The following is a 20060-nucleotide window of genomic DNA, read 5'->3' on the forward strand; positions in this document are numbered from 1 at the left end:
CACCCCGATGTTGGGGCACGGGCTGCCAGGACCCATCGTCGCCGAGAACTCGTCGGTGTCCGGGGTATTGAGGGAGGAGGAGCGCAGCGGGACAGGGTTGGACATGCGGCCGCTGTTGACGAGCGGGCGCGCGAACGGCCACTTCTGGGAGAGGGAGAGGACCGCGTCTCGGAAGAGCTGCCGGGTGCGGGTCTGCGGGGCGATGAAGTGGTTGCTGCGCATCGCGGTCATGATGTCGAAGTCCGCCCCGAAGATGCGCTCCTCGCTGTAGCTGTCGATGATCCCCTCGGGGGCCAGCCCCTTCAAGAGCAGGTCGAGCTTCCACACCAGGTTGTCCGCGTCCTGCGTCCCGCAGTTGCCGCCGCGGGCCCCGAACGGCGAGAGCTGGTGCGCGGCGTCCCCGGCGAAGATCACGCGCCCGTGGCGGAAGCTGGCGAGGCGGCGGCACTTGAAGGTGTACACGCTGCTCCACACCACGTCGAAGGGGATGCCCTCCCCCACCATCGCGCGGATGCGCGGCGCCACGCGCTCCGGGCTGCGCTCCAGCTCCGGATCCGCCCCCGGCTCCAACTGAAGATCAATGCGCCAGAGGTTGTTGGCCTGCTTGTGCAGCAGGGCCGAGCGGCCTGGGTGGAAGCTCGGGTCGAACCAGAACAGCCGCTCGGGGGGGAAGGCCGCCTTCATCCGGATGTCGGCAATCAGGAAGGGAGACTCGAAGACGGCCCCCTCGAAGTCCAGCCCCAGGCTCTGCCGGACCGCGCTCTGGGCGCCATCCGCGGCGACGACGTACGCGGCCTCCAGCTCGTACGAGCCCTCGGGCGTCTGGACCTCCAGGATGACGCTCTCGGGCCCCTGCCGGACCTGGGTGACCTGGTGCGTCCAGCGGACGTCGACGTTGCCCAAGTGCTGGCTGGCCTGGAAGAGGAACGCCTCCACCTCGTACTGCTGGAGGTTGCGGAAGGGCGGGTGCTTGTGGTTGGCCGCGGGCTTGAGGTTGAAGTGATAGACCTCCTCGCCGCGGCGGAAGACCCGGCCGATGCTCCAGGTGACGCTCCGCTCCAGGATGGGCTCAACGCAGCCCAGCCGGCTCCAGATGTCGAGCGTCCGCTCGGCCCAGCAGATGGCGCGGCTGCCGATGCTGTACGTGGAGTCCTTCTCGAGGACGACGATCGGGTGTCCCTGGCGGGCCAGTCCCACGGCGGTGGTGAGCCCCACCGGGCCCGCTCCGCAGATCACCACGGGGCGCCGCGGCCTGTTCCGGGTGCGCTGTTCCTCGGCCGGGAGGTACGGATGCTGGGGGTGCGTCTCTGAGCTCATCGAGCAGTACCGGTGCGCGTGAAAACCAGGAAAACGAGGGCGCACGGTGCACCACGAGCGGAGAGGGCGTCAAGCGCCGCCCCCCTGATCCCGAACTGCGCTGAAGTGTCCCCAAGCCCCTGGCCGCGGCGCCTTCACCCGGGCCCTATTCCCCGCAAATCGAGATCTCCAAGCCAAAAACTGTTGCATACCCAAAGCACTTTATGCAGAGTAAGCGCCAAATCTCGTTAAACACGCAAAACAAGCCAAACTGGACCCTATATGATCACCCGTTCAATCGATCATCTCCGGTTTTATGTGAAGGATGCGCGCGAGGCAGCCCGTCTCTACTGCTCGGCCCTGGGATTCCGCGTGGTCGCGGAGGCGGGCCCGGAGACAGGGATGAGCTCCCAGCGGGCCTACCTGCTGCAGCAGGGCTCGATGAAGGTGGTGCTCGCGATGGCGCTGACGCCGACGGATGAGGCGGCCGAGTACGTCAGCCGCCACGGCGACGGCGTGAAGGACATCGCGTTCCAGACTCCCGACGCGGTGAAGGCGTTCGAGGAGGCCGTACGCCGCGGCGCACGGCCCGTTCGTGAGCCCGTGGTGCATGAAGGAGGCGGGGCCCGGGTCATCTCCGCGACGGTGGCGGCGCCGATGGGGGACCTCGTCCACACGTTCGTCCAGCGTGAGGGGCGGGAGAGCGTGTTCATGCCGGGGCTCTTCCAGGAGACGTTCCTGTTCGCGCCCCCGCCCGTCTCGGCCATTGACTCCCTGGACCACGTCGCGATCTGCGTGGCGCCGGGCACGCTGGACAGCATGGTGCGGTTCTACGAGGAGGTCTTTAACTTCCACCTGCTCCATTCAGAGAACGTGAGGGCCGAGTACAGCGGGATGAACTCGAAGGTGGTGGCGAACGCCCACAGCCGCATCACCTTCCCCATGATGGAGCCGGCGCCTGGCAGCCGTCGCCGCGGGCAGATCGAGGAGTTCCTCGAGCTGCATGGAGGGCCCGGGGTTCAGCACATGGCGCTGCTCAGCCAGGACATCGCGGAGACCATCCGGGCGCTGAGCGGCCGCCAGCTCGAGTTCCTCAACATCCCAGCCGCCTACTACGAGGCGCTGCCGGAGCGGCTGGGCGAGACGGAGCTGGATCTTCGCAAGCTGCGTGAGCACGGCATCCTCGCCGACCGCGACACGAACGGCATCCTGTTGCAGGCCTTCACCCGCTCCATGCACCCGCGGCGGACCCTGTTCTTCGAGGTCATCCAGCGGCTGAACTCGCGTGGCTTCGGCGGCGGCAACATCCGCGCGCTGTTCGAGGCGAAGGAGCGGGAGCAGGCCCGAGGCCTCCGGGCCACCGCCTGAGAATGCGGCCTGGCTGGCCGCAAGAGTGCCGAGGAAGCGTTCTGCCCCAGCTCCACACCTGACTTGCGGCAGGTTCGGCGATTCCCTCTAATGGTCGAGCAGGTGCAATCCAGCGCCATTCCTCAGGAGTCGCAGTGAGCGGACAGCCAGCGGTGAGCAAGCGAGTCGCCATCGTGGGAGCAGGGCCGGGAGGGCTGGCAGCCGCCAGGTACCTCAAGGCCCACGGCTTCGAGCCCGTCCTCTTCGAGCAGAGTGACGACATTGGCGGCCAGTGGAACGCCCGGGGAGCCCACAGCGGGGTCTGGCCCAACATGCGCGCCAACAGCACGCGCGTGATGACCTACCTCAGCGACCTGCCCCATGAGCCCGGTACGTTGATGTACGCGCACAACCAGCAGATGCTCGCGTACCTGCATCGCTACGCCGAGAAGTTCGGCCTCATGCGGCACGTCCGGCTGCGCACGCCCGTCGAGCAGATCGAGCGCGGCAAGGGCAACGGGCGCTACCAGGTGTCCTTCAAGCCGGAGGGGGGCGCCTCGCGCCAGGAGTCGTTCGACTACGTGATCGTCGCCTCCGGCCGCTTCAACAAGCCCTACATCCCGCCCATCCCAGGGCTGGAGACCTTCACCGGCTCCGGGGGCGTGACGCACTCCTTCCACTACAAGAACCCGGAGAAGTATCGCGGCCTGCGCGTGGTGGTGGGCGGCAGCAGCATCAGCGGGCTGGAGATCACCAGCGATCTCGCCACGCTCGGCACTCAGCGGGTGTTCTCGACGCTGCGGCGCCAGCGCTACATCATGCAGAAGGTCTCCGGGGGCGTGCCCAACGAGCATCTCTCCTTCACACGCTGGGGCGCGCTCGCCTCGGACGTCTACCCCCTCGAGCAGATGGCCGAGTGGGCCAAGGAGTACATCATCCGCACGAGCGGAAACCCCGAGCAGTACGGCGCCTTCAAGCCGTCCGAGAACTTCCTCGAGGCCGGCGCCACGCTGAGCCAGTACTACCTGCCGCTCATCGCGGAAGGAAAGATCACGCAGAAGCAGTGGATCAAGGAAGTCCGCGGGCAACAAGTGACGTTCGAGGATGGCACCCGTGAAGAGATCGACGCCATCATCCTGAGCACCGGTTACGACGTGAACCTGCCGTTCCTGTCAGAAGAGCTCCGCCAGATCATGGGCGTGGACGAGCGCCATATGGATCTGCACCACTTCACCTTCCATCCCGAGCTGGAAGGGCTCGCGTTCGTGGGGCAGTTCATGGTGGAGGGCCCCTTCTGGACGCTGCTGGAGCTGCAGGCGCGCTGGGTGACCTACGCGTGGGCCAACGTGGTTCACAAGCCCTCGGTGGAGGAGATGAGGAAGGGCGTCGCGAGCTACCAGGCCACTCGTGGCAAGCCGCAGGATCAGGACTTCCAGTCGATGGTGCTCAGCTTCTCGCGCCTGCTGGGCACGGAGCCGAACCTCGATCAATACCCGCAGCTCCAGCGGCCGTTGATGTTCGGCCCGCTCTCGCCTTCTGGGTTCCGGCTCAACGGGCCGGATGCCTTCCCTGGCGCGGCGGAACAGTATGGGGCCGATGCCGCGGCGTTTGGCGCCTTCACCTCTCCCGAGATGACGGCCGAAGAGCGCACGAAGCTCGAGGTGCTGAGGAAGGCGCTGGCGGCCAAGGAGCAGGCCGAGGCTCCCAAGGCCAAGAGCGCGTAGCCGCGCGGGGGTGTCATGGTGGACGGGGGCTCACGCCTTGGAGCGAAGCCCCTGCCCCCCTTGCCACTCAGGCCGGCCGTTCGATGCTGCCGTCGGGGCGACGCGCGAACCGTCCCTCTTCGCGCGAGTGGACCGGATCATGGCGCGGCCATGGCCAGCCGCCGAACTGGGTCTGCTGGTACTCGGCGTACGCCTGGTAGATCTCCTCGCGCGAGTTCATCACGAACGGACCTTGCTGCGCGACCGGCTCACGGATCGGTCGTCCCTGCAGGAGCAGCAGATCGACCTCGTCCGGTCCGCCCTCCAGCAGCACATCCGCCTCGGCGCGAAGCTCGATCGCGTGAGAGGGGGCTATGGCGCGGCCGCCCACACGCAGCCCTGTCCCACGGAAGAAGTACAACGAACGGTTCACGCCGAGCGGAGCCGCCGGCAGCGTCCACCGAGCGTTGGGGCTCAGCTTGATCGTCCAGATGGCGACCTGCGTGTCAGAGCGCGCCGCCCAGGACTTGGGCGGAGGCGGCGGCGGACTCCGCTCGCCGAGTCGACCGGCGACGATCGTCACCTCGATCGTCCGTCCGGCCTCATCACGCACGACGTGCCTGGGGAGGGTGTCCCGCCACAGCATGGAGAAGTGAGGCTGCGCGAACTTGTCCTCGCGCGGCAGGTTGAGCCAGATCTGGAAGAACTCCAGCGGGTTGACGCTGTCTCGATTGAGCAGAGGGAACATCTCCGAGTGTTGGATGCCCTTGCCCGCGGTGAGCCACTGGACGTCGCCCCCGCCGTAGCGGGCCGCGGCCCCGACCGAGTCGGCGTGGTCGAGCAAGCCGCTGCGCACGACCGTTATTGTCTCGAAGCCGCGATGTGGGTGCTGCGGGAAGCCCGGGACGACCCGGCCATGGTACATGTTCCAGCCGTCCTTCCCCCCGAAGTCCTGGCCGAGCTCGCGGCCGCTCAGGGAGGCGGCCGGCCCCATCTGCTCGTTGCCCGCCGGGTACCGGTCATCGTGGTGAACGCAGAAGATGAACGGGTCCGGCGTGGGCCAGGCGTACCCGAGCGGCTTGGTGCTGATGACGACTTCTGGCGTCTGGTTCCCCTTCTGGCTCATGTCCTTCTCCTCACGGCTTCCAGAACCTCGCGAGCAGCTCGCGGACGCGCCCGCCGCGGCGATCGCCTTCAGAGCATCTCTTCGAGTCACGTGACTCACGTTCCACCTCCGCTCTCAGGCCCGCAGAGCGATCGGCCTCTGCCCACCCGCGCGCCGGGTCGATGCCAGCCTACGACAGATGACCCGAGCGACGCTGGCGGAAGGAATGCTCCGCTATTGCTGGCTGAAGGTCCTCACAGCCGCCGGGCGCTCGAGCTGCCGCTTCACATACGCCTGCAGCCCCGGGAAGTCGCCGAGCTGTCCGAGCCGATCCCCCAGGCGGAGCACACCGGTCATCACCACGTCGGCCGCGGTAAACGTGTTGCCGACAATGTAGTCACGGCCCTGCATGCGCTTGTCGATGACGGAGGCCACGACCTTGAAGCGCTGGCTGGCCGGCCCGATGGCGGCGGGCTGACGCTCGGCCTCGGGGAAGATCACGGTGTTCAGGAGGATGGTGATGAGCGGCGGCTCCGCCTCGGTCATGGCCAGGAGGATCCACTGGTAGTACTCCGCGCGCTCTTGTGTCCCCACCGCCGGGGTGAGCCCCTTCTCCGGGTACTTGTCCGCCAGGTGCATCACAATGGCCGCGGACTCGAACATCGTGAACTCACCGGTATCGAGAGCCGGCACCACGCCCAGCGGGTGCACCTTCATGTACTCGGGCTGCTTGTGCTCACCCTTCATCAGATCCAGCTTCGAGAGCTCGTAGGGCACACCGAGCTCCTCGAGGATCCATCGCGGGCGGAGCGAGCGGGTCTCGGGGGCGAAATAGACCTTCATCTGGAGATCTCCCTTGGGGCAGCGCCGAAGGCGCGGGGAATGACCCAGGCGGACGCCGGGCGCCTGCTTCTTCGCCCGGCCGCGCCTCCACAGTCAAGATCAGGCGACCATCACCCCTCCGCGTCACCGGAAGGCCGTCGCCGCGAGCCCGTCGAGGAGCCCGGCCCAGCCGGACTCGGTGCGGGGCGCATCGTCGGGGAGCACGCCCTCATGGGTCAGGGTGAGCTCACACCCTGACCCCAGCGCGACGAAGCTGTATGCCATTGAGGCGGACCTGCCCGGCTGACCTCCCAGAAGGGCAAGTCCTTGCGCGTCGGACGTGTCGCGCCGGACGTGGGCCTAACGCGGGCGGCGCCTTCGGCGTGCGACGAGCGCAGCCGCAAGGCCGAGCAAGCAGGCGATCATGCCCTCCGGCTCCATCGGGGACGGCAGCGTGCAGCCGCACGAGCCGCTCTCAGGCGGATTGTTTCCGTCTTGATCGTCGTCGTCGTTGGGATCGCCCTGGCAGCCCTCATCGGTCTCTCCGTCGCAATCATTGTCAGCTTCGTCGCCGCAGACCTCCGGCCCCGGCGCGCCCGCTACGGCGCTGCAGGCCGTGCTGCCCATGCCGTCGCATTGCAGCGTGCCGCTCACCTTGCACGCGCCCACGCCGGCCGTGCACGCCCCGCCAAGAGCGAAGCCATTATCAACGACACCGTCGCAGTCGTTATCCACGCCGTCGCACGTCTCCTGCTCAGGCGAGCCAGGCGCCCCGTTGCACGAAGCTCCGCCCATGGCGGTGCACCCAATCGTGCCGCTCGCCTGGCAGGCGCCGACGCCAACCGTGCACGCCTGGCCGACGTTGAAGCCCTCGTCGACGGCGTCGTCACAGTTGTTATCAACGCCGTCGCACGTCTCCGCCGACGGCATCCCGGCCACCGCGCTGCACGCTGAGCTGGTCAATCCAGCGCATTGCACCGTGCCGCTCGACTCGCACGGGCCCACGCCGACCGTGCACACCTGCCCTATGTTGAAGCCCTCATCGACGCAGCTGTTGCAGTCGTCATCAGCGCCGTTGCACGACTCTGTCTTGATCGAGCTGTCGATAATGCTCTTGAGCGCGGCGCTGATCTCCGCTTCGTTGTTCGCGTGGTATGCCGAGCCCGTCCCACCCGCGGCGGCGATTTGATCGGCCATCGCGTCGAGGTTGCCGATCTCGATAACGAACGTCCGAATGCTCCAGGAGATGCCGTCCTTCGTGAAGCCGGTGAGCAGCGCGGCGGCGGCGTTAGGCGCGTCAGCCGACATGTCGCAGTTGTCCGTCCCATTGGCGATCAGGATCACGTTCACCGAGCGGCAGGGGCGTTCGCCGTTCGCGACGCTGGTGAGCGGCGACACGAACGTCACCGTGGCTCCAGGCCCGGGATACGTCCACTGGTTCGATAGGGAGCGGTACATGTCCCGCAGGGCTCCGTTCAGCGGTGAGCAGCCGTCGGCGAAGAGCTCCTTGGCGCCTGTACACTGGTTGTCGAGCCAGCTGAGGAGCTCGCTCATGTTGCTCGGCGGCGTTGGCGTCGTGTCTCGGAGCATCGGCACGAGGATGTTGGCGCCGGCGCGGCTCGACGAGCTCGGGGCCGCGGGAGCCGGCTCGGGGCCGCAGCCGGAGGAGCACGTGAGGCCGGCTGCGTCGCCGGTGAGGCTCTGGAAGGTGCAGCCGCTCATCCCGGGGTTGCAAGCTCCAGCGGGGCAATTCGTCATGCGCCGCGCGAAGCTGGCGAGCCCCATGCTCACCCGCCCGTCATAAGGAGGGAGCGTTTTCGTGAGGGCGCAGCGCATGTGGCCGAGGCGATCGTTGGGGTAATCGCAGGAATTATTTGAAGCGATGGCAGTCGACATCGCTCCGGAGCTGTCGGCGATGATCATGAAGTAGGGTTTTGCGGGCGCTGGCCATGAGTCCGGCGGCCTCGCCGAGCAGAAGTCCGCGCGCGCCGAGGACGCGAAGAGGACAGTGGCCAGACCGGCGAATGCGCTGGTGAGGATCGCGCCTCTGCTTGGGTTCCAACGTAGGGGAGGCACACGAAGCGCTTTGTTTCTCATTCGAGGTGAGCCTTTCAGTGCGTCGTGCCGGCCAGTGGGAGGATACCTGTGGCAAGCTCGCAGATCGAATGTGCGGCGGATCCCTGCGGGGCGCTGCTGAGTAACGGTGGCCGCGTGGCGCTTGTTCACGCAATCTGCGGGAGTCCCTAATGAGATCGGGGTAACTCCAATCCAGGTCACCACCTGCTGCGCGCAGCACGTGCACCATCCTCCTGCTCCGTGGAGTAGGGGACGGCGGCGCGCGGAATCATCGAGGGCAACTTCCGCGATGAGCAGCGGCGCCCGTCCTTCATCGAGGACTCGCTGCGCACCCGGTCCTTGGAGCCGATGCCCCAGCTTCTCCCGGAGCGGCTGGGGGCGTATGTCCCCAGCTTCGAGGTCTGGGAGACGAAGGACGCCTACGTCTTCAAGGCGGAAGGCGTAGCCTGGGGTCACGCGGTGAGGGCCTCCTCCCTGGTGGCCCTCACCGGCTCTCTGCCAGCACCCACCCGGATGGCGAGCGAGTTCGCGCGCGTCGTCCATGGGACAGGGGGCTGGACATGGAGCGCTTACTTGTATAGTTTGAACTCAAACTAAAAGGACCGTGTGGCCGTCGGGTGGGAGCTTCGGGGATGAGCCTCGGGAGCCGCCGGGTCGCCGCGCGGCCCGGTGCTGGAACCCGAGAGAATGCGCCGATCCGTCACGCTTGCTTTATTGCTGTCCTCCCTGCCGGCGCTCGCACTCAACGAGGGGTTGGGGGCCGTGCCCCTGGAGGTGGACCGCCGGACGCCCGCCTCCACGGTCGAGGGCTTCATCGCGGCTGCACACGCGCGCGATGACAGCCGTGCGCCTCACTACCTCTTTCTCTCGCACCTGCCTGCCGGGCAACAGGTCTCCGAAGGGCCGCAACTGGCGCGCAGGCTGATGTTCGTGCTGGACCGTGAGCTGTGGTTGGACTTCTCGCGCATCAGCCATCAGCCCGAGGGAGATCCGGCGGACCCGCACTACGACACGCTGGGGCAGGTGACGCTGAAGAAGGGGAGCAGGTCCATCCGGCTCCAGCGCGTGGAGACACCCGAGGGCGCCGTGTGGGTCTTCAGCGAGGACACGGTGCGCGCCGTGGAGCTGCTCTTCAGCGAGCACGGCTCGCCGCTGCTGGAGTCCTTGCCTCCGTTCCTCTTCACCCGGCCGATCTGGGTGCTGGAGCTGTGGCAGTGGCTGGGGCTGGCGCTGGTGGTGGTCGTCTGTGCGCTGGCGGCCCGCTCCGTGGAGGGGCTTGCGTTGCGCATGGGGGCTCGCGCCACGGGGCTGACGAAGCTGGGGTGGGACGACCAGGTGATGGCGGCGGGGCGTGGGCCGCTGCGCTACCTGGGGTTCGTGCTGCTGGTGGCCGCGGCCGGACGGCTGCTGCTGCTGCCTCCTCCCGCACAGCGCCTGGTGGACGTGGGCGCTCGCTCGGTGGTGATCGTGACCGTGGCGTGGTTCCTCCTGCGCTTCGTCAGGCTGGCCGCGCTCTTCGTAGAGCAGAAGGTGGCCCATGAGACGAGCGGCGAGGATGTGGGCCGGGCCCGAGGGATCCGCACGCAGCTCGCGGTGCTCCGGCGCGTCATCGACGTCGCCGTGGTGCTGGTGGCGGCCTCGCTGCTGCTGCTCCAGTTCGAGGCCGTGCGCAGCGTCGGCGTGTCGCTGCTGGCCTCGGCGGGCCTGGCAGGCCTGGTCATCGGTCTGGCGGCGCAGAAGTCCATCTCCACGCTGCTGGCGGGCATCCAGCTCTCCATCACCCAGCCGGTGCGCATCGGCGACACCGTCATCGTGGAGAACGAGTGGGGGTGGATCGAGGAGATCACCCTGACCTACGTGGTGGTGAAGGTGTGGGACCTGCGGCGGCTGGTGGTGCCGATGAGCCACTTCCTGGACAAGCCCTTCCAGAACTGGAGCAAGGTGTCGCCGGAGATCCTGGGCACGGTGGAGGTGTACGCGGACTTCCGGACGGACGTGGCCGCGGTGCGAGCCGAGCTCAAGCGCATCCTGGAGCAGGAGTCCGAGGGGCTCTGGGACGGCAAGGTTCAGGGGCTTCAGGTGACGGGGTGTTCCGAGCGCACCATGCTGCTGAGGGCGCTGGTGAGCGCCACGGATGCGGGCAAGGCGTGGGACTTGCGATGCCTGGTGCGTGAGAAGCTCATGGTCTGGCTGCAGCGCCAGCCTCAGGGGCTGCCGCTGATGCGCGCAGAGGCGAGCCACCAGCTGGTGGGAGAGCCCACGCTGCTGCTCGGGGTGCCCGCCACCCTGGGCGGCCGGCCGGGTGGCAACGTCCTGGTCTCCACGCCCAAGGAGTGAACCCGCGCTAGCTCAGCCAGAGCGGGGGCTCGTGCGGTTCTTGTCCCAGATGGCGTAGAGGATGAGGAGGAAGGAGAACAGCCGCAAGAGGTAGAGGTAGTAGCGGCGCTCGTCATCCGCCGCCACCAGCGTCAACCCCCCGCTGTTGATGCCCAGCAGCGTGAAGGCCAGGGCAAAGAAGCCAAAGAGCCGGTCTCGCGACTGGGTCCAGAAGCGCAGGAAGAAGAGGGCGCTGGCCAGGTACGCCATCACGATCGCGCCATTCAGTAAGGGCATGAGCATGGGGGAACCGATCAGGAGGCATCCCAGATGAGGCCAAAGAGCAGGGTGGCGGCCCCCGCCAGCGAGGAGAGGGTGCGCACCAGGGACAGGTCCATCCCAGGCACCAGCACCAGGTCAATGAAGAGGACCGAGTTGTTGAGGGCCAGCCACATGAAGCACAGCCCGCTGTAGAGCAGCAGGCGCATGCGGTTGCGGCTCCACGCGCGCATCAAGAGGACTGCACACGCCGCGCTCATCAGCGCGCACAGGAGATAGACCGTCTCAGCCATGGTCGTCGTCCCGTCTCTGTTTGAGGAAGAAGGCGTCCGCGAAGCCGCGCACCCGCTCCTGCGGCTTCGAGAAGATGAACGTGATGACACTCACTCGTCGCTCGGAATACGTCATCGCCAGCTCCGAGATGGACCGCACGTCCTCGGAGCTGGCGGGACTGTAGCGGTACACAGGGGGCGTCCCGCCGTCGTGGACGAGCAGTCGGCTCGAGGTGAGGTCCTCCAGGCGAGCAGCCGCGGAGGCTTCTGTGATGCGGAGTTCCAGCGCCACCGCCGATGCCGTCCATTCCCGCTCCGCCCGGTTTCGAAGCAGGAGGAGAACCTCCAGCTTCTCGATGGAGTCGATGTGCGTCATGAGGAAGTTCTGGACCCGCTGAGGAAGAGCGGCGTCAGTCACGGACCCACCTATCGCCCCGAATGGTTTGAGTAGCAACTAATTGGGCGAAGGGTTTGTTCACAAGGCGTCACGGAATCTGGCACCCGCGTGCTTGCCAGCCCGGAGGGGACATGGTCGTCGCTGCGGATGCTTCGGTGCTCAGGAGCTCACGGGCGGCGTGTTGGAGGCGCTGGTGCCGTGCCTGAGGTGGCGCCCACCGGCCCGCTGCCTGCCCCTCTTGCGAGCAAGGCCTCTGGCCATTCGTCGGCAGGGGAGGGCCCTGTTCCGGAAAGGACGCTCCCCTGTCACCGGTTGTGGGATTGCGTGCTTGCGCCAGCAGGGGAAGTCGGCTAGTTCTCCCCTCAATTGCAGGCCTCCTGCGCGATTAGCTCAGCTGGATAGAGCGTTGGCCTCCGGAGCCAAAGGCCACAGGTTCGAATCCTGTATCGCGCGCTGGTTGAAGGGGCTGGAATCCCTGGGGAATTCTCCCGGTGGTTCCAGCCCCTTCGCTTTTCCCGGAGGAGGCGGGTACATGCCGGGCGGGCGGGCGCGTCGCTGCCAGGAGCGGCGGGCTCACTCCGGCAGAGGGACTCGCCGGAACGACTTGACCCGGTCCCAGTCCACCGAGCTCATGGTGACGCCCTTGCCCCCTGCGGCCTCGATGGCCTGGCCATTGCCCATGTAGATGACCACGTGACCGATGCCGTTCTTGGGCTGGTACATGATCAAGTCCCCAGGAGCCAGCTGCTCACGCGTCAACGGCTTCAGGAACTTCGTGTCCGCATGGAACGTCGCGGTGGAGGCGAGCCCTCGGGCCGCGAGGTCGACGCCCAGTTGCCGGTAGGCCGCCACCACGAACCCCGAGCAGTCGAAGACTCTCGTGCCTTTGGGGTACTGCCAGACCGTATCCGAGCCGTTGACGCTCTTATGGGCCTTGCCGTCCCAGAGGACGTCGCCGAAGCGGAACGGGTTGACCGCCGCGTAGGGCGTCCCGATCATCGACTTCGCCCAGCCCAGCATCGACTGGATGCGCTCCGAGGCGGGCGCATCAGGGCCCGTGACGGGGCCCGTGACAGGGCCCGTGACGGGGCCCGCCGGCGAGGGTGGCCTGGCCAGCGCCGCCCACGTCTCCGGCCCCACCGCACCGTTGGCGTTGAGCCCCTTGCCGCGCTGGAACTCCATCACCGCGCGTTGCGTCATCGGGCCGAAGTTGCCGTCGACGCCGCCCGTGCGAATGCCATGCTGCTCGAGCAGGGTCTGGAGCTTGCGGACATCGGCGCCCATGTCTCCCTTGCGCAGGGGAGCGCCCGCCGGACCCGGCGCGGGAGCGCCAGGCGAAAAGCTCTTCAGGGCCCTCCAGGTCTGTGGCCCTGCCTTCCCGTCGACGACGATGCCCGCCGCGCGTTGAAACGCGCGCAGGGCCGCATCGGTCTTCGGGCCGAATGAGCCATCCAGGCCCTGGGGATTGAAGCCCGCGGCGGCGAGCGCCTTCTGGAGCGCCAGGACCTCGGGCCCCTTGCTTCCTCTTTGCAGCATGCCCCCTGAGGTATTCGGGGGGAGTGTGGCTTGACGATGGGTCGCAGTAACTTGCATGGCGAGTCTCTTTTCAGTTCGATTTCGGGAGATCAGTCGTTCCGGTTCCGAGCCTCGATGGTCCCCGGCAGGGGCACGAACTCGTCACCGACAATGGCCATGTTCACGAACGCCTGGCCCATCCAGCCCGGGCCGCCGTAGGCGCCGATGAGAGCGCGCGCCACGTCGGTGGGATCATCCGCCTTGGCCAGAGCCTCGATCAGCAGGTCGTCCTGGATGTGCGAGGACTCGCTCCACTTCTTCCCATTGTCGCGCTCCCACCGCGCCATGTGGTCCTGGGCACGCTGGGAGAGCGCCATCGCCTGGTCCGCGGTGAACGACAGGTGGATGTCGTCATCCCCGTCGAAGTCGTGCTGGTTGACATCGTAGGCCGAGGCGAACAACTCCTCGGCGCCGCCGTTGGCGCCCGCCATGAACATCGAGATCTTCTGCTTCGAGAAGTCCTCGGTGCCGTCCGGCTTGAAGTGCTGCTCGAGGTGGACGGGCGTGCCCGCGTGGAGCTTCGCGTCCGTCACCTGGTCCACCGAGCCATCCGGGTACGTCGTCTTCACGATGTTCAGGTTGCTGTTGGCCAGGTCGACCGAGCCGCTCAAGGGCCCCAGCGAGGCGCCGGCACTGGTCGTCGAGTTGTACTGGATCTTCTCCACCGTCGCGACGTTGGAGATCCCGTTGCCGTTCTGCGTGGGGAGCTTGCCGGTGGTGAGGAAGGCGTTGTAGGCGGCGCGGCCCGTGTCGGTGGAGAGATCGAACTCCGCCGTCTTGAGCTTGAACTGATCCAGCCGCGCCGTGTTGCCGATGTGGGCGCTCGCCGGGCCCAGGTTCAGGCCGAGCTTGAAGCTGTTCTGCACCGCCTCGGTGGGGCCCGCCGTCACGCGCACCGTGTTCGCGCCCGTCTTCTCCACCGCGACAGACAGGCCCTGCTCGTGGGAGACGTTCGTCTCGAGCTTGAGGTTGCGGTAGCTCGCCTCGAAGCCCGTGTTCTGGAAGTCCGTGCTGTTGAGCAGCACCGAGCTGCCCGCCGGCATCGTGTCCGGGTTGTACGGATCCGGCATCGGCGCCTGGCCCGAGCGGACCTTCGCGTAGTCCGCGTCCGACATCCGGAGCTGGTACTTCGTCTTCACGCCCTCGGTGATGTTGCCCCCGAAGCCCACGGCGCCCAGGTCCACCTCGCCGCCGAGGTTGACCGACATGCTCCCTGTCGCGGTGAGCGTCGTGAAGCCATCCTTGCTCTCGACGTTGGAGGTCTGGCTGATCTCCGTGCCGAACTTGATCTTCAGGCCTTTGACTTCGGCCGAGCCGCCCGCACGCACGGTGACGCCGTCGGCGTTGGCGGTCACCGAGCCGTTCACGCCCACGCCGTTCGAGGACGCGGAGCCGGACACGGTGGCGCTGTCCCTCGTCGCCGACACCGAGCCCGTCGCCTCCGAGCCATCGGTGCCCTTCTTCTTCTGGCTGACGGTGACGTTGCCGTGGCCGGTGCTGGCGGTGGTCGTCGTCGAGCTGCCGTCCCGGTGGTTCCTCGTGTTCGAGGCCTGCGTGTTGCCATCCCTGAAGGAGAGCGGCCGCCGCTCACCGGTGAGGCTCGGCCCGCTCCTGGGCTTGGCGCGCTCGAAGAGGTCGGCCAGCCTGACCCGGGGCCGGTTTTCCACCGCGGGCTTGTGGGTGCGCACCGTGGGCCTGGCCGCGGTGGTGTTCTGGGTATGCAGCGACGGCGTCGTACGACGCCGCGCATCACCTGCTCTGGAGCCCCATGCCATGACTTGATTCCCCTGCGAAAAGACGTGATTGAAATAAAAAGTGACTGGCGAATTATCGGGACCCCATGCGTCCATGTGCGCCCATGCACGCAGCCATGCGACATTTGGCGCGAATGGGAGCGGCCAGTGGCTTCAGGGAAGTAGGCGGGTGCGCAGGGTTTCCAGGTCGTGGAGCACCTGCCAGCCCTTGCTCGAGAGCGTGAGCAGCCCCTGCTCCGCCAGCGCCGCCAGGCCTCGATCGACGCTGCGCCGCGCTGCACCAATCTCCAGGGCGAGCCGCTGGCGGGGCAGCGCGTAGCGGATGACGAGCCCCTCGGCGCTTTGGCGGCCGAAGTGCTCGGCGTACTCGAGCAGCACGCGGATGAGCCGCCGCTCGCAGCCGTCGAAGCCCATGACCCGGCTGGCGCGGATGGTGCCTTCGAACTTGGCGGCGATGTCCGCCAGCACCCGCGAGGCGAACGCAAAGTCCGTCTTGAGCGCCTCGCGGATGACTGCCGCGGGGATGCGGAACCCCTCCAGCGGGGTGAGCGCCTCGATGGAGGCCACCCAGCGCGTCCCGCGCACCACCTCGACGAGCCCTGCCGAGTTGGGCGCGCGGAGCAGCTTCACCGTGAACTGGCAGTCCTCTCCCAGTGCGTGGAAGACGCGGATCACCCCTTCGGTGAGCAGGGTGATCCCATCCGCCTCCTCACCCGCGGTGAGGAGCCGATCCCCCACGGGGATGTGGAGGGGTTGCGCGGCGGACTCCAGTCGCCGGCGCGTTTCGGGAGCACAAGCCTCCATCAGGCTCCAGGAAAAGACCGGCTCCGCGGACATTCAGCGCTCCCTCCTCGCGCTGCTGTCTATACTCGTCGAGCGGGGGGAAAGGGATGAAATCTCCGGGAAACCGGGGCAAGTCCACTTCGCATCACGGAGCAATCAGGGGGCGCTTCTCGCTCTGCGACAGCCAGATGAACGAATACACATCCATCAAGTCTCGCGGAGCCTGGCCTGCCTCGATGAGCTTCTTCTGGGTCTCGAGCGCCACGGCGAGGAAGCGGGAGTAGCCCGGGCCACTCGGAGGCGCTGACTTGTCCGTGGGCAGGCCCACAATCAACGACTGCTGCTCGAAGTACACCGGCTTGACGCAGACGTGCTCCCTCGGGTGGTACATGGCGGGGAGAATGGTCGCCATCGGCCAGGTGATCTTCTTCACCTTCCCCTTGGCATCGGTGATGGGGATGGAATCGACGAAGCGCTCGAAGCGCGCCCCATAGTCACCGGATCCGTGGAGCAACTCACCCAGCGCGGTGATGAACGGGGCGCGGTCCTCGGCCTTCATCGAGCCGAAGGCGATGGAGCCCTCCATGGGGTGGACGATGTTCGTGAACTGCACGACCCGCTTCGCGGCATCGAAGAGCTCCTCGAGGCTGGCCGCCTTGAAGCGTTCTGGAGAGAGCTGCTCGCGGGCAAACGCGATCGCTGCTTCCTTGTAGCCCTTCTTCCCCTTGCTGCCTGGGTGACCCCGCTCATCGTTGACGAAGGACTCTCCCTGGAAGCCGCCTACGAACTTTGCCTCGAACCAGTGAAGCTGAGCCTCGAAGGAGGCGTAGAGCGGCGGATGCGGCGTGCGCGACGGGGGCTTCTTCTTCGCACTCTTGGACGCGGCCACGGGAACACGGCGCCCGCGCAGCTTGGAATCCAAAGCACGCGCCTCATCGGCGCTCAGCTCTGCGGGCTTCAGCCCCTTGGCCAGACGCTTCTCGAAGACACGCCGTCCTCCTCTTTCAAAGAGGAGGACCCATTTGTCGCTTCGATCCTCGAGGACGATGCCGAAGCCCCAATCGGGTTGGCTCTCTTGCAGGAACACAGCGGGTTGATCCGTCTTGCTCACTCAGCCTCCATGAAGTCCACAGCGCACTGCTGCCTACCACTCCCACCTGCTCGGTTGTCAGATAGGTGAGGGCTGTTCTCCCCAGGTGAGGGGGACAGGCAACGCGTGGAGCTCCATCCGCTCTGGCTAGAACCCTGAAAACAGGAGAATCAGGAGTTGGTCCGACCCTTGCCAGGGTCCCGGGAGACTCTTTTCTCCCGTGACGAGGTTCTACCCGTGAGAGCTCCTTTCCCCACACTCGGACTTGCCTGGCTCGTCGCGGCGGTCCTGCCCCTGGGGGGCTGCTTCGGGCAGGCCGACTTGGAGCTGGAGGGTGTCCCCAACCCCTCGGGCCCGCAAGAGGAGTCGTGCCCGGCGGCCCCTGTGGAGCCGGGCCCCTCGCCGCTGCGGCGGATGACGCGCTTCGAGTACGACAACACCGTGAAGGAGCTGCTCGGCACCACGCTCCAGCCTGCCAAGGAGTTTGCCCCAGAGGAGGAGGCGCTCGGCTTCAACAACAACGCCTACGCGCTCAACGTCACGTTGCTCCATGTGGAGCAGTGGATGACGGCCTCGGAGACGCTGGCGGCCGCTGCGGATCTCTCCACGCTCGTCCCCTGCCAGCCCACCGCCGGCTCCGAGGTTGTCTGCGCCACCCAGTTCATCGAGCGCTTCGGCAAGCGCGCCTGGCGGCGCCCGCTAGAGCCAGACGAGCGCACTCGCCTGCTGGGAGTGTTCCAAGCCGGTCTCACCCGCAAGGACTTCGCCACTGGCATCCGCATGGTCATCCAGGCGCTGCTCCAGTCGCCGTACTTCCTCTACCGCGCCGAGTCCGGCATGCCGAGCGCCCAGGGATCCTCCCTGGTCAAGGCCAGCCACTACGAGATGGCCTCCCGGCTCTCGTACTTCCTGTGGAGCTCGATGCCGGATGACGTGCTGTTCCAGGCGGCGGACGCGGGCCAGCTCGGCACGCCGGAGGAGATCGAGGCCCAGGCAAGGCGGATGTTGAAGGATCCCAGGGCTCGTCGCATGGTGGCCGAGTTCCACCGCCAGTGGCTCCTGCTGGATGACCTCGAGGGCGCCATCAAGGATGGGACGACCTATCCCAGCTTCAACACGCTGAAGCCGGCAATGCGCACGGAGACCGAGCGCTTCCTGGAGTACGCCTTCTTCGACAGCGAGGGGGACGCGTCCCTGCTCTTCGACGCGCCCTTCTCCTTCCTCAACAAGCCGCTGGCGGAGTTCTACGGAGTCAACGGGCCCGCTGGCAGCGCCTTCGAGAAGGTCAGCGTCAACCCCTCGCAGCGCACGGGCTTCCTGACCCAGGCCAGCTTCCTGGCCAGCCACGCCAAGCCAAACCAGAGCTCGCCCATCCACCGAGGCGTCTTCGTGCGCAAGCAGATCCTCTGCCAGACGCTGCCCACCCCCCCCGACGACGTGGGCATGCCGCCGGATCCGTCCCCTGACTCCACCACGCGCGAGCGCTTCGCCGAGCACACCTCGAACGCAGCCTGCTCGGGTTGCCACTCGCTGATCGACCCGATCGGGTTCACCTTCGAGAACTACGACGGCGCGGGCGCCTACCGGACCCAGGAGGGCACCCTGCCGGTGGACGCCAGCGGCGGCGTCTCCAGTGCCGGGGACGCGGAAGGCACCTACGTCGGCGCCGTGGAGCTCTCGCGCCAGCTGGCCAAGAGCACCTACGTGAAGGACTGCATTGCCACCCAGTGGTTCCGGTTCGCGCATGGCCGGGGTGCCACTTCCGAGGAGCAGTGCGAGGTGCAGAGTCTGCAGGCCCAGTTTGCCGCCAAGGCCTACAACCTGCGTGAGCTGCTGGTGCACATCACCCTGTCCGACGCCTTCCGGTACCGCCAGCCGGTGCCCGCGGCGCAGTGAGGCTTGCCATGATCCGTCGTCCTTTGAGCCGCCGTACGATCCTCCGAGGCCTGGGAGGCGTGGCCATCGCCCTGCCGTTTCTCGAGGCCATGGAGGCGCACGCCGCCGTGCCGGCCGTGCCCAAGCGCTTCGTCTTCGTCTTCAGCGCCAATGGCACCATCCCCCCCGCCTGGACGCCCGGCGGCACGGAGGCCGCCTTCACCCTGGGCCGCGTCCTCTCGCCGCTGGAGTCCCACAAGTCCAAGCTGCTGATCCTCGACAACGTGGACTTCCGCTCGGCCGGCTATGGCCCGGGAGATGCCCACCAGAAGGGCATGGGCCACCTGCTCACGGGCAAGGAGCTCCAGTCCGGCAGCCTCTTCCCAGGAGGCGACGCTGGCACAGTGGGGTGGGCGGATGGCATCTCCGTGGACCAGGAGATCGCCAACAGGGTGGGGCAGAATGACCGGTTCCCGTCCCTGCTGTTCGGGGTGCAGACGGGCGGCGCCAACATCTGGTCGCGCATGTCCTACTCGGGCCCCGGCACGCCGCTGCCGGCCGAGGACAACCCTCGCAACATGTTCAACCGCATCTTTGGCAACTTCAACGCGGACCCAGCGGGGCTGGCCGAGCTGCGCTTCCGCCGCCAGTCGGTGCTCGACAGCACGAAGCAGGACTTCCAGAAGCTGCAGGAGCGGCTGGGCAGCACGGATCGTCAGAAGGTGGAGGCACACCTGGAGTCCGTCCGACAGATCGAGCGGCGGCTCGAGCTGGAGGATCAGGCGGTGGGCGCGGACTGCCTGAAGCCGGCGCAGCCCGCGGTCATGGAGCACATGAAGAACGACAACTTCCCCGCCGTGGGCAAGCTGCAGATGGACCTGCTGGTCATGGCGCTGGCCTGCAACCTGACGAAGGTGGCCACCCTCCAGTGGAGCAGGAGCGTGAGCCAGGTCGCCTTCCCGTGGGCCGGTGTCTCCGATCGGCACCATGACCTGTCCCACTTCGGCGACAGCGATGCCGCTGTCCAGGAGAAGCTCACCCAGATCAACTTCTGGTACGCGCAGCAGTTCGCCTACCTGCTGACGGAGATGTCGAAGATCCAGGAGGGGGACAAGACGTTGCTGGACAACTCGGTGGTGCTCTGGGGTAACGAGCTGGGCAAGGGCAACAGCCACTCTCTGAGGGACATCCCGTTCGTGCTGGCGGGCAGCGGTGGCGGCTACTTCCGGACCGGCCGCTACCTCAAGTACACCGGTGCCTGGCACAACGATCTGCTCGTCTCTGTCCTCAACGCCATGGGGGTGCAGACGAACACCTTCGGCAATCCCGCCCACTGCAAGGGCCCGCTGGCCAACCTCACCTGACTTGAG

General features: G+C 67.1%; 18 protein-coding genes and 1 tRNA gene. 7 read left to right on the forward strand and 12 right to left on the reverse strand.

What is annotated here, in order from left to right; translation table 11 throughout:
- A partial coding sequence (locus tag VD972_RS26000; protein ID WP_324991430.1) for an FAD-dependent monooxygenase occupies window positions 1–1317 on the reverse strand: 1317 nt, incomplete at its 3' end.
- Window positions 1318–1578: 261 nt separating this feature from the next.
- Here VD972_RS26000 and hppD point away from each other — a divergent pair.
- Both hppD and VD972_RS26010 read left to right on the forward strand, forming a co-directional pair.
- Complete coding sequence (gene hppD / locus VD972_RS26005; protein ID WP_324991431.1) at window positions 1579–2664, forward strand: 4-hydroxyphenylpyruvate dioxygenase; 1086 nt, start codon at window positions 1579–1581, stop codon at window positions 2662–2664.
- A 134-nt stretch (window positions 2665–2798) separates the two neighbouring features.
- Window positions 2799–4367, forward strand: a complete 1569-nt coding sequence (locus VD972_RS26010) for a flavin-containing monooxygenase (protein ID WP_324991432.1) — start codon at window positions 2799–2801, stop codon at window positions 4365–4367.
- A 67-nt stretch (window positions 4368–4434) separates the two neighbouring features.
- Here VD972_RS26010 and VD972_RS26015 read toward each other — a convergent pair whose 3' ends face one another.
- The 4 genes from VD972_RS26015 to VD972_RS26030 all read right to left on the reverse strand — a co-directional run bounded on the left by VD972_RS26015 (window position 4435) and on the right by VD972_RS26030 (window position 8196).
- Entirely contained in the window at window positions 4435–5472 is a 1038-nt protein-coding gene (locus VD972_RS26015; RefSeq protein ID WP_324991433.1) for a pirin family protein, read from the reverse strand.
- A gap of 213 nt (window positions 5473–5685) precedes the next feature.
- Window positions 5686–6294 (reverse strand): glutathione S-transferase family protein, encoded by a 609-nt coding sequence (locus VD972_RS26020; protein ID WP_324991434.1) that lies wholly within the window; start codon window positions 6292–6294, stop codon window positions 5686–5688.
- 123 nt (window positions 6295–6417) lie between these two features.
- Window positions 6418–6558 carry a hypothetical protein gene (locus tag VD972_RS26025; protein WP_324991435.1) on the reverse strand — a complete coding sequence of 47 codons (141 nt, stop codon included), beginning with the start codon at window positions 6556–6558 and terminating at the stop codon, window positions 6418–6420.
- Between the two features lie 75 nt (window positions 6559–6633).
- Window positions 6634–8196, reverse strand: a complete 1563-nt coding sequence (locus tag VD972_RS26030; protein WP_324991436.1) for a MopE-related protein — start codon at window positions 8194–8196, stop codon at window positions 6634–6636.
- 501 nt (window positions 8197–8697) lie between these two features.
- On the opposite strand from VD972_RS26030, the gene VD972_RS26035 reads away from it, so the two are divergent.
- Window positions 8698–8946 (forward strand): hypothetical protein, encoded by a 249-nt coding sequence (locus tag VD972_RS26035; RefSeq protein WP_324991437.1) that lies wholly within the window; start codon window positions 8698–8700, stop codon window positions 8944–8946.
- Between the two features lie 90 nt (window positions 8947–9036).
- Window positions 9037–10686 (forward strand): mechanosensitive ion channel family protein, encoded by a 1650-nt coding sequence (locus VD972_RS26040; protein WP_324991438.1) that lies wholly within the window; start codon window positions 9037–9039, stop codon window positions 10684–10686.
- A 12-nt stretch (window positions 10687–10698) separates the two neighbouring features.
- On the opposite strand, the gene VD972_RS26045 is transcribed toward VD972_RS26040, so the two are convergent.
- Genes VD972_RS26045 through VD972_RS26055 form a run of 3 tightly spaced genes read right to left on the reverse strand, consistent with a single transcriptional unit; the run spans window position 10699 to window position 11634 of the window.
- Window positions 10699–10968, reverse strand: a complete 270-nt coding sequence (locus VD972_RS26045; protein WP_324991439.1) for a DUF5985 family protein — start codon at window positions 10966–10968, stop codon at window positions 10699–10701.
- An 11-nt stretch (window positions 10969–10979) separates the two neighbouring features.
- Window positions 10980–11237: a DUF5985 family protein gene (locus VD972_RS26050; RefSeq protein WP_324991440.1), complete on the reverse strand. Its 258-nt coding sequence runs from the start codon at window positions 11235–11237 to the stop codon at window positions 10980–10982.
- Window positions 11230–11634, reverse strand: coding sequence for a hypothetical protein (locus tag VD972_RS26055; protein WP_324991441.1), 405 nt, complete (start codon window positions 11632–11634; stop codon window positions 11230–11232). The genes VD972_RS26050 and VD972_RS26055 overlap by 8 nt, the downstream gene beginning before the upstream one ends.
- A 358-nt stretch (window positions 11635–11992) precedes the next feature.
- Here VD972_RS26055 and VD972_RS26060 point away from each other — a divergent pair.
- A tRNA-Arg gene (locus tag VD972_RS26060) sits at window positions 11993–12066 on the forward strand.
- A 120-nt stretch (window positions 12067–12186) separates the two neighbouring features.
- On the opposite strand, the gene VD972_RS26065 is transcribed toward VD972_RS26060, so the two are convergent.
- The 4 genes from VD972_RS26065 to VD972_RS26080 form a co-directional block, all read right to left on the reverse strand.
- Entirely contained in the window at window positions 12187–13149 is a 963-nt protein-coding gene (locus VD972_RS26065; protein WP_324991442.1) for a peptidoglycan-binding protein, read from the reverse strand.
- 89 nt (window positions 13150–13238) lie between these two features.
- Window positions 13239–14963, reverse strand: a complete 1725-nt coding sequence (locus tag VD972_RS26070) for a hypothetical protein (RefSeq protein WP_324991443.1) — start codon at window positions 14961–14963, stop codon at window positions 13239–13241.
- Window positions 14964–15095: 132 nt separating this feature from the next.
- Window positions 15096–15779, reverse strand: coding sequence for a Crp/Fnr family transcriptional regulator (locus VD972_RS26075; protein ID WP_324991444.1), 684 nt, complete (start codon window positions 15777–15779; stop codon window positions 15096–15098).
- 91 nt (window positions 15780–15870) lie between these two features.
- Window positions 15871–16836: a hypothetical protein gene (locus VD972_RS26080; protein WP_324991445.1), complete on the reverse strand. Its 966-nt coding sequence runs from the start codon at window positions 16834–16836 to the stop codon at window positions 15871–15873.
- 216 nt (window positions 16837–17052) lie between these two features.
- On the opposite strand from VD972_RS26080, the gene VD972_RS26085 reads away from it, so the two are divergent.
- Both VD972_RS26085 and VD972_RS26090 read left to right on the forward strand, forming a co-directional pair.
- Entirely contained in the window at window positions 17053–18711 is a 1659-nt protein-coding gene (locus VD972_RS26085; protein WP_324991446.1) for a DUF1592 domain-containing protein, read from the forward strand.
- A gap of 8 nt (window positions 18712–18719) precedes the next feature.
- Window positions 18720–20054, forward strand: a complete 1335-nt coding sequence (locus VD972_RS26090; protein WP_324991447.1) for a DUF1552 domain-containing protein — start codon at window positions 18720–18722, stop codon at window positions 20052–20054.
- Window positions 20055–20060 lie beyond the last annotated feature (6 nt).

The organism is Hyalangium sp. (genome assembly GCF_035629615.1).
GTDB lineage: Bacteria > Myxococcota > Myxococcia > Myxococcales > Myxococcaceae > Hyalangium.

Bases quoted from the DNA above. Each gene is read 5' to 3' on its own strand.
- VD972_RS26045 (WP_324991439.1), bottom strand. From the start codon at position 10,968: ATGCTCATGCCCTTACTGAATGGCGCGATCGTGATGGCGTACCTGGCC.
- VD972_RS26075 (WP_324991444.1), bottom strand. From the start codon at position 15,779: ATGTCCGCGGAGCCGGTCTTTTCCTGGAGCCTGATGGAGGCTTGTGCT.
- VD972_RS26020 (WP_324991434.1), bottom strand. From the start codon at position 6,294: ATGAAGGTCTATTTCGCCCCCGAGACCCGCTCGCTCCGCCCGCGATGG.
- VD972_RS26090 (WP_324991447.1), top strand. From the start codon at position 18,720: ATGATCCGTCGTCCTTTGAGCCGCCGTACGATCCTCCGAGGCCTGGGA.
- VD972_RS26050 (WP_324991440.1), bottom strand. From the start codon at position 11,237: ATGGCTGAGACGGTCTATCTCCTGTGCGCGCTGATGAGCGCGGCGTGT.
- VD972_RS26015 (WP_324991433.1), bottom strand. From the start codon at position 5,472: ATGAGCCAGAAGGGGAACCAGACGCCAGAAGTCGTCATCAGCACCAAG.
- VD972_RS26065 (WP_324991442.1), bottom strand. From the start codon at position 13,149: ATGCTGCAAAGAGGAAGCAAGGGGCCCGAGGTCCTGGCGCTCCAGAAG.
- VD972_RS26025 (WP_324991435.1), bottom strand. From the start codon at position 6,558: ATGGCATACAGCTTCGTCGCGCTGGGGTCAGGGTGTGAGCTCACCCTG.
- VD972_RS26035 (WP_324991437.1), top strand. From the start codon at position 8,698: ATGCCCCAGCTTCTCCCGGAGCGGCTGGGGGCGTATGTCCCCAGCTTC.
- VD972_RS26040 (WP_324991438.1), top strand. From the start codon at position 9,037: ATGCGCCGATCCGTCACGCTTGCTTTATTGCTGTCCTCCCTGCCGGCG.
- hppD (WP_324991431.1), top strand. From the start codon at position 1,579: ATGATCACCCGTTCAATCGATCATCTCCGGTTTTATGTGAAGGATGCG.
- VD972_RS26070 (WP_324991443.1), bottom strand. From the start codon at position 14,963: ATGGCATGGGGCTCCAGAGCAGGTGATGCGCGGCGTCGTACGACGCCG.
- VD972_RS26030 (WP_324991436.1), bottom strand. From the start codon at position 8,196: ATGATCATCGCCGACAGCTCCGGAGCGATGTCGACTGCCATCGCTTCA.